Genomic DNA, 7,338 nt, shown 5'->3' on the forward strand with positions numbered 1-7,338 from the left:
GTACCAGCGGTATCTCCAGCCGCCCGGCTGCACGGTAGAGGATCTCCTTGATGACGACCGGGCAGGCGTCAGCATCGACCCAGAGTGTGTGGATAGGCATGTGCGTCCCTGTTTGAATGAAAGAAACAGCAGTATATATCAGCAGCTTCTGATATACTGCCAGCTTCTCGGATGCCTTTCCGGTTGGCGTCCATTGCGGTTCTTCGGAATCGCCAGGAAATTCTTGAGCAATAATCCGCTTTGAAAGAACCCTTATCCAGCCCGAACCGGCTCCCGTCACAGAAGTGTCAGGGAGGGCAAGACTGGAGCAATATTTCCAATGTCATTTGATACCCTCGGCCTGAGAGCCGAACTCCTGCGCGCGATCAGCGATCAGGGATACACAGAACCCACTCCCATCCAGAAGAAAGCGATTCCCGTGATTCTTCAGGGAAAAGATGTGATGGCCGGCGCCCAGACGGGCACCGGTAAAACCGCGGGCTTCACTTTGCCGCTGCTGCAGCGTCTCAGTGAGACGTCCTTGCCCAAGGGCCGGCGCCCGGTGCGGGCACTGGTCATCACGCCCACACGCGAACTCGCTGCCCAGGTTGGCGCCAGCGTGGAAACCTATGGCCGTCATCTGCACCTGCGCTCTGCCGTGGTGTTCGGGGGCGTGAAGATCAATCCCCAGATCGACAAACTGCGCCGCGGTGTTGACGTACTGGTAGCCACGCCTGGCCGCTTGCTCGATCACGTCAGCCAGAAAACCGTGGATCTGTCCAAAGTGGAATTTCTGGTGCTGGACGAAGCCGACCGCATGCTGGACATGGGTTTCATCCATGATATCCGCAAGGTGCTGGCATTGCTGCCGGAAAACGGCAAGCGTCAGAATCTGTTGTTCTCGGCGACCTTTTCCAGGGAGATCAAGAAACTGGCACATCGCCTGCTCAACCAGCCAGAGCTGCTCGAAGTTGCCCAGCGTAACACCACGGCAGACCGTATCGAGCAGGTTGTGCATCCGGTGGACAAGCGTCGCAAGCGCGAACTGCTGAGCCATATGATCGGGTCACGCGACTGGCGCCAGGTGCTGGTGTTCACTCGCACCAAGCATGGTGCCAACCGCCTTGCCCAGCAACTTGAGAAAGACGGTCTGAGCGCTGCGGCCATCCACGGCAACAAGAGTCAGGGTGCGCGCACCAAGGCACTGGCCGGTTTCAAGAACGGTGAAGTGCGGGTGTTGGTCGCAACGGATATTGCTGCCCGTGGGCTGGATATCAGCCAGTTGCCTCACGTGGTGAATTTCGAGCTGCCCAACGTGCCTGAAGACTATGTGCACCGCATCGGCCGCACCGGCCGCGCGGGTAACGAAGGCGAAGCCGTGTCCCTGGTTTGTGTGGACGAGCACAAGTTGCTGAAAGATATCGAGCGCCTGCTGAAAAAGGACATTCCCAGCGTCGTGCTCGAAGGTTACGAGCCTGATCCCAGTATCAAGGCAGAGCCCATACAGAAAGGCAGGAATACCAGAGGGGGAGGTCAGTCCCGAAATCAGGGACAGAACCGTCGCCGTGGATCAGCAAAGAAATCCGCTTCCGCCCGGGGCAAATCTTCTGCCAATGGGAACCAGGGGCCGCGCAAACCGGCGAAAAAGCCCAATGCAGGTGGACAGCAGAACCGCAATCGCACAGGTTCCGGAAGGGGTGGTGAAAGAGCCGTGTTGCTGGGCGGAAGAGGGTAGCAACCAGGATCCCGGCATCTAAATCTTGGCTGGGGTGGTGTATGATCGGAAAAACGCCGTAAATACATCCATGTAGGCTCCGCATCGGCATCCCTGCCTCCGAGGTTTTCCGATCAGACACCGCCCCGCCTTATCAATGACTTAGGAACTTAGATGACGTGGTCCTGGGGTAGCAACAAACCTGCTTGGTTGTTCCGGATATGCGGGGTAGAATGCCCTTGAAAACGTGAAACCACGCATCAATAATTTCAAGTGAGAACAGTACCATGGATCCATTAGAAAGAATCAAAGAGCAGGTGGAGAACAATCCCATCATCATCTACATGAAAGGAACACCCCAGTTTCCCCAGTGTGGCTTTTCCTCCCGTGCCGCCGCGGCATTGCAGGACTGTGGTGAGAAATTTGCCTATGTGAATATCCTGGCGGACCCCGAGATTTTCGAGAATCTGCCCAAATTTGCAGACTGGCCAACCTTCCCGCAGGTGTATGTGGATGGCGAGCTGGTGGGTGGATGCGATATTACCCTGGAGCTTCACGCTAGTGGCGAACTGAAGAAAATGCTTCAGGAAGCCGCAAAGAAATGGCCGCAGGAAGAGGAACAGAACGGCTGACAGCCTCCCCGATATGAAAACGAAAAGGCGGGTTTTCCCGCCTTTTCTATTTTTTCGGCAAGAGAAACTTGAACTACCGTGCCATAAAAAAGGAGGTCCGTCTCAATGCCAGGCTGGCAGGTCCCATCGTGCTTGCGCAGGTGGCACAGGTGGCCATGGGTTTTACGGATACGGTGATGGCGGGGCGCCTCGGCCCTCTCGATCTGGGCGCGATCGCGGTAGGGGTCAATCTGTGGATCCTTCCCTACCTGTTCTGTGTGGGACTGCTGATGGCTATCTCCAGCATGACCTCTCATTATTTCGGTGCGGCACGGTTTGCAGCCATTCGCGACCTCATGGAACAGATGGGGCGGGTGGTGCTGGTGCTTTCCGTGCTGGCCGTGGGCAGCATTTTTCTCATGGCCTGGGGGCTGGTCTTTGTGAAGCTCGACGCGGGTATTGCGGCCGTGGCTGCCAGTTATGTCAGGGCGGTTTCCTTTGGCTTGCCGGCAATTATCGGTTATCTGGCATTGCGCTTTCTCAGCGAAGGCATCGGTTACACCAAGCCCATGATGCTCATACAGCTGGTGGCCCTGCTGGCCAACGTTCTGGCCAACTGGGTATTCATGTTCGGCAAGCTGGGTGTGCCGGCCATGGGCGCCGAGGGGGCTGGCTGGGCGACTGCCCTGGTGATGTGGCTGCAGCTGTTTCTGCTGCTGGGGTATATCCTGCGCCACAAGCGTTACCGGTTCATCTGGATCACTGCTGCTGAACCGCGGGATTGGCGCAAGACCCGGGAAATGCTGCGTGTGGGAGCGCCCATTGCCGTTTCCCTGGTGGCGGAAGTCGGCATGTTTGCCGCAGTGGCCCTGCTCATGGGCAGACTGGGCGTGACAGAAGTGGCTGCCCACCAGGTGGCCCTGAATGTGGCCGCCATGGCATTCATGATTCCTCTGGGTATCAGCTCGGCCACCACCGTGCGGGTAGGGCATGCCATCGGTGAGGGGCGGGCCCGGCTGGTGCGTTTTCGGGGTCTGGTGGGCATCGGCTTTGCGGCCAGCTGCATGACCCTGACCGCCAGTGTGCTGTTCCTTTTTCCCGAGGAGATCGTTTCTGTCTACACGGGGGATGTTGCGGTGCGTGAGCTGGCGGTCAAGCTGTTGCTGATGGCGGCCATCTTCCAGCTGTCGGACGGCATACAGATCAGTGCCAATGGTGCCCTGCGGGGCATGAAGGACACGTTCTACCCGATGATGATAACGCTCGTCGTGTACTGGCTCTGGGGGTTGCCCCTGTCCTGGTACCTGGGGTTTTCGCGGCATATCGGCCCCCAGGGATTGTGGATGGGGCTGGTTGCGGGCCTTACCCTGTCGGCGATCTGGCTGGTATGGCGTTTTCTGCGCCTGACGCATCGCCTGCCAGCAGGGTCAGTTCCTGCCAGCGATTGACCACCGCGCAGAACAGCTCTGCGGTTTTCTGCGTGTCGTACAAAGCGGAATGGGCTTCCTTGCCGTCCCATTCGATGCCCGCAGCTGCCACTGCCTTTGCCAGCACTGTCTGACCGTAGGCCAGTCCTGCCAGTGAAACCGTATCGAAAGTGCTGAAAGGGTGAAAAGGGTTGCGTTTGATGCCGGTCCGTTCCACGGCGGCATTGATGAAGCCCAGGTCGAAGAAGGCATTGTGGCCAACAAGAATGGCGCGCTTGCAGTTATGCATTGTCACTGCCTGGCGTATGGGTTTGAAGACGGCCTCCAGTGCATCTTTTTCCGGCTTGGCGAAGCGAAAGGGGTGGTGGGGGTCGATGCCGGTGAAATCGAGAGCCTTGGGATCCAGGTTGGCACCTTCGAAAGGCTCCACATGGCAGTCAACCGTCATGCCGGGGTGCACAAATCCCTGTTCATCCATGTCGATGACAATTGCAGCAATTTCAAGCAATGCATCGGTTTTAGCGTTGAAACCCGCGGTTTCCACGTCAACCACCACGGGAAGAAAACCGCGGAACCGGCGGTCGATAGTAGGTATGAGTGGATCTTTTTCCATTGTTGAAAGCATAAAGCAAGACTTCGGTTTTGGCGACAACAATACAGGATATGGGATTTTGCTCCCCCTGAAAGCAGGGTTTGCTGCTACAATTTTCGACCCTCTCGCAAATTTCGAGTCCAGATGGATCTGGCCCCAGGAAGACAAATGAAACGACAATCAATTCTGACAACAGGTTCGTTTTACCGCGCAGGGCTGTTGGCCACCGTTCTGCTGGGCAGCGGCTGTGCAAGCTCTGTGGCAGACAACCCGGATCCCTGGGAGCCGTTCAACCGGTCCATGTACAGCTTCAATGAAAAGCTGGATGAATACGTGGCGCGGCCCTTGGCCCGCGGATACCAGACCATCATGCCGGCACCTGTAGACCGGGGCATTACCCGCTTTTTTGCCAACCTGGAAGATGTGCAGATCGGCCTGAACAACCTGTTGCAGGCCAAGTTTGGTGCAGCGCTATCGGATATCGGCCGATTTGGCATAAACAGCACCCTGGGTATTCTTGGATTCCTGGACGTGGCCAGTAACATGGGACTGGAAAAGCACGAGGAAGATTTCGGCCAGACCCTGGGTAAATGGGGGTTCTCCAGCGGTCCCTATCTGGTGTTGCCGGTCATCGGTCCAAGCAGTGCGAGAGACGCCGTGGGTTTTGCCGGAGACTGGGTCGTAAATCCGATCTATACTCAGATAGAGAGTGCAACAATAAGCTGGACTTTGTATGGAATTCGATACGTGGATAGAAGGGCTGATTTGTTGAAGGCGAGCCGTATTCTGCAGTCTGCTGCACTGGATCCTTACAGTTTTGTGCGGGACTCCTATATGCAGCGAAGGGAAAGTCTGGTTGTTGACGGCAAGATGCCACAGGATGAAGACGATGATTTTTTTGTTGAGTAAACCTATGATTTAGCTTTTGATTATTGTAAATATCAATTGACTGTATTAGAAAAAAAGCAAATACTAAAAATAGAAAGTCAAGCGGTACATTTAGTGCTTTCAAAAGGAATCACTGATTGAGAAAACATTGATTTCATGACTTGACCAGCGGTTCCCGAAACGGAAGCTTTGCCGGAATTCTCATGATGATTCGCAAGCTTCCAGAACTGTGTTTCATTCAATTGGAGAGATGATCATGAAAAAACTTATCAAAGTTGCTGCGATTGCCGCGCTGGTAGCCGCTTCCGCTTCTGCTTCCGCCTGGTGGGGTGGTCCGTGGGGAGATCGCGGCTGGCACAACAACGCTTGGGACGATGCATGGGATGGCTGGGGTGACGGTTCCGGTGATTTCAGCTTTGGATTCAGCGGTAACGCCCGTGGTTCCGGTTATGGACGTGGTTACGGTTATAACCGTTACTATGATTACTATGGCCCCTATGGCTATCCTCCCTACGGTTATGCGCCCTATGGATATGCAACCTATGGTGCACCTCCGGTAGCGCCTGCTGCACCGGCTCAGCCACAGGCACCGGCACAACCGGCGAAGTAAGCCAAGCATATGTATGAAAAAAGGGGGGGCAGCGAAAGTTGCGCCCCTTTTTTTACTGTTGTCGGGCAGGGTATTGTCCGGTTGCGAAATGTCAATGCAAGATATTGTTTTTTAGCGTAAAAAAGAAAAAATAATAACAACAATCAAGCCTGCGGTAAGTTCTGCCTGAAGAGTTGCATTTTTCCGGGTCGGGCAAGGCAAAAGCTATTTGTCTTCAACCTTGTATTCCAGGCGAGTGTGATGGATGCGTTTGCAATATCTGGTGTACTCAACCGTATGCCTATCTTTGAGAACCTTGAGCCGGATCTGCTGTATATGCTTTCCAAGGGTTCCAGGGAGATTGTGGCAGGTAAGGGAGAGCGCCTGTTCCAGAAAGGCGATACAGCACAGGGCTTTTATTTTGTTCTGGATGGCAAGATCAAGCTGGCTTTCATTTCTTCCCGCGGTACGGAAAAGGTCGTCGAGATTGTGCATCGCCATCAGAGTTTTGGTGAATCCGTGGTGCTTGCTGACAGTGTCTGGCCCTATTATTCTCAAGCGTTGCTGGACAGCCGTCTGTTGCATGTTTCTTCCACCGCTTTCCACAAAGTGGTGAGTGCCGACCGCAATGCAGCGGATCTCATGCTGGGGAATATGGCAAAACGCCTGTGCACCATGTTTGCCGATATGGAAGCATTTTGCCTGCTTACGTCCAGAGAGCGGGTTGTCGGATACCTGCTGCGGGAGATCGAGCACAAGCGCCAGATCGGTGATTCGGATCTGTCCGTGGAGCTCCCTGATACCAAGGCCAATACCGCCTCCCTGCTGAATCTCACACCGGAAACCTTTTCCCGCGTCATTCATGCGCTGGAGCGGGAGCAGGCGATCTCTGTTTCCCGGCGCATGGTCACCGTGCTGGATCTGGAGAAATTGCAGCGGGGAGGAGGCTGTTGAGTAGTTCAGGCAGACAAGCGCAGTGCCGCTGCTGGTAATTGCAGCGTGATTGACTGGCGGCTCATCTCCTGAAGTGCGTTAAACGTGGTCAATCGGCATAGCGGGTTGTCTTCATGCCATTTGTCAGGGTGCCACCTCTTTCAGTTCATAGTCGATCCTGCATCCATAAAACTTAATATTTGAGTACCGAGAAAAATTCTCTCCAGAAGTGTTTTCTGTTAGGGCAAGTTCCATTTCCAGCAAATACATAAAATGCCGGTTGTCTATAGGGTCTCCTTGCCCGAACACACTGATATCTGCATTTTGAATAATATTGGGATTGTTTCCGGATGTTGTGGCGGAAATGGATCCGAGTGTGGTGCGATTGCTCGCAAGAAAGCCCCGGGAAGTGAGAGAGGCAGTTATAGATTGAATATCTTCTATCTCAGAGTTATCGCTGTAATAACAGGTTAGCCGGGAAATATTTGCTCCTTGCGGAAGATGGATGCCTGTTATCAAATGAGAATATTCGCCATAAGCATAAGGTGTAATTGAACCCGAATAATAATTGTATTCGAAACGCTCTGAACCATCATATTTTCGAT

Annotated in this window: 8 protein-coding genes; 6 read left to right on the forward strand and 2 right to left on the reverse strand. The window is 54.4% G+C overall.

Annotated elements, in window-relative coordinates:
* Nucleotides 1-319 precede the first annotated feature (319 nt).
* The 3 genes from rhlE to ACOCD2_RS09230 all read left to right on the forward strand — a co-directional run bounded on the left by rhlE (nt 320) and on the right by ACOCD2_RS09230 (nt 3,752).
* On the forward strand, nt 320-1,714 hold the full coding sequence (rhlE, locus tag ACOCD2_RS09220) for an ATP-dependent RNA helicase RhlE (RefSeq protein ID WP_293646747.1): 1,395 nt from the start codon (nt 320-322) through the stop codon (nt 1,712-1,714).
* Between the two features lie 266 nt (nt 1,715-1,980).
* Complete coding sequence (gene grxD, locus ACOCD2_RS09225) at nt 1,981-2,325, forward strand: Grx4 family monothiol glutaredoxin (RefSeq protein ID WP_293646749.1); 345 nt, start codon at nt 1,981-1,983, stop codon at nt 2,323-2,325.
* Nucleotides 2,326-2,393: 68 nt separating this feature from the next.
* Nucleotides 2,394-3,752, forward strand: coding sequence for an MATE family efflux transporter (locus ACOCD2_RS09230; RefSeq protein WP_293646751.1), 1,359 nt, complete (start codon nt 2,394-2,396; stop codon nt 3,750-3,752).
* Here the strand turns inward: ACOCD2_RS09230 and rnt are convergent.
* A complete protein-coding gene (rnt, locus tag ACOCD2_RS09235) occupies nt 3,667-4,344 on the reverse strand; it encodes a ribonuclease T (RefSeq protein ID WP_293646753.1) in 678 nt (225 codons plus the stop codon). The genes ACOCD2_RS09230 and rnt overlap by 86 nt on opposite strands.
* Before the next feature lie 147 nt (nt 4,345-4,491).
* Here rnt and ACOCD2_RS09240 point away from each other — a divergent pair, with 147 nt between their 5' ends.
* From ACOCD2_RS09240 to ACOCD2_RS09250, 3 genes are all read left to right on the forward strand, one after another.
* On the forward strand, nt 4,492-5,232 hold the full coding sequence (locus tag ACOCD2_RS09240; protein WP_293646755.1) for a VacJ family lipoprotein: 741 nt from the start codon (nt 4,492-4,494) through the stop codon (nt 5,230-5,232).
* Between the two features lie 235 nt (nt 5,233-5,467).
* Nucleotides 5,468-5,821: a sulfur globule family protein gene (locus ACOCD2_RS09245; protein ID WP_293646757.1), complete on the forward strand. Its 354-nt coding sequence runs from the start codon at nt 5,468-5,470 to the stop codon at nt 5,819-5,821.
* 240 nt (nt 5,822-6,061) lie between these two features.
* Complete coding sequence (locus ACOCD2_RS09250; protein WP_293652497.1) at nt 6,062-6,754, forward strand: Crp/Fnr family transcriptional regulator; 693 nt, start codon at nt 6,062-6,064, stop codon at nt 6,752-6,754.
* A gap of 123 nt (nt 6,755-6,877) precedes the next feature.
* On the opposite strand, the gene ACOCD2_RS09255 is transcribed toward ACOCD2_RS09250, so the two are convergent.
* Nucleotides 6,878-7,338 (reverse strand): hypothetical protein (locus ACOCD2_RS09255; RefSeq protein WP_293646761.1); only part of this gene is annotated, 461 nt, incomplete at its 5' end.

Origin of the sequence: Thiolapillus sp. (genome assembly GCF_048562965.1) — a bacterium.
GTDB lineage: Bacteria > Pseudomonadota > Gammaproteobacteria > Chromatiales > Chromatiaceae > Thiolapillus > Thiolapillus brandeum_A.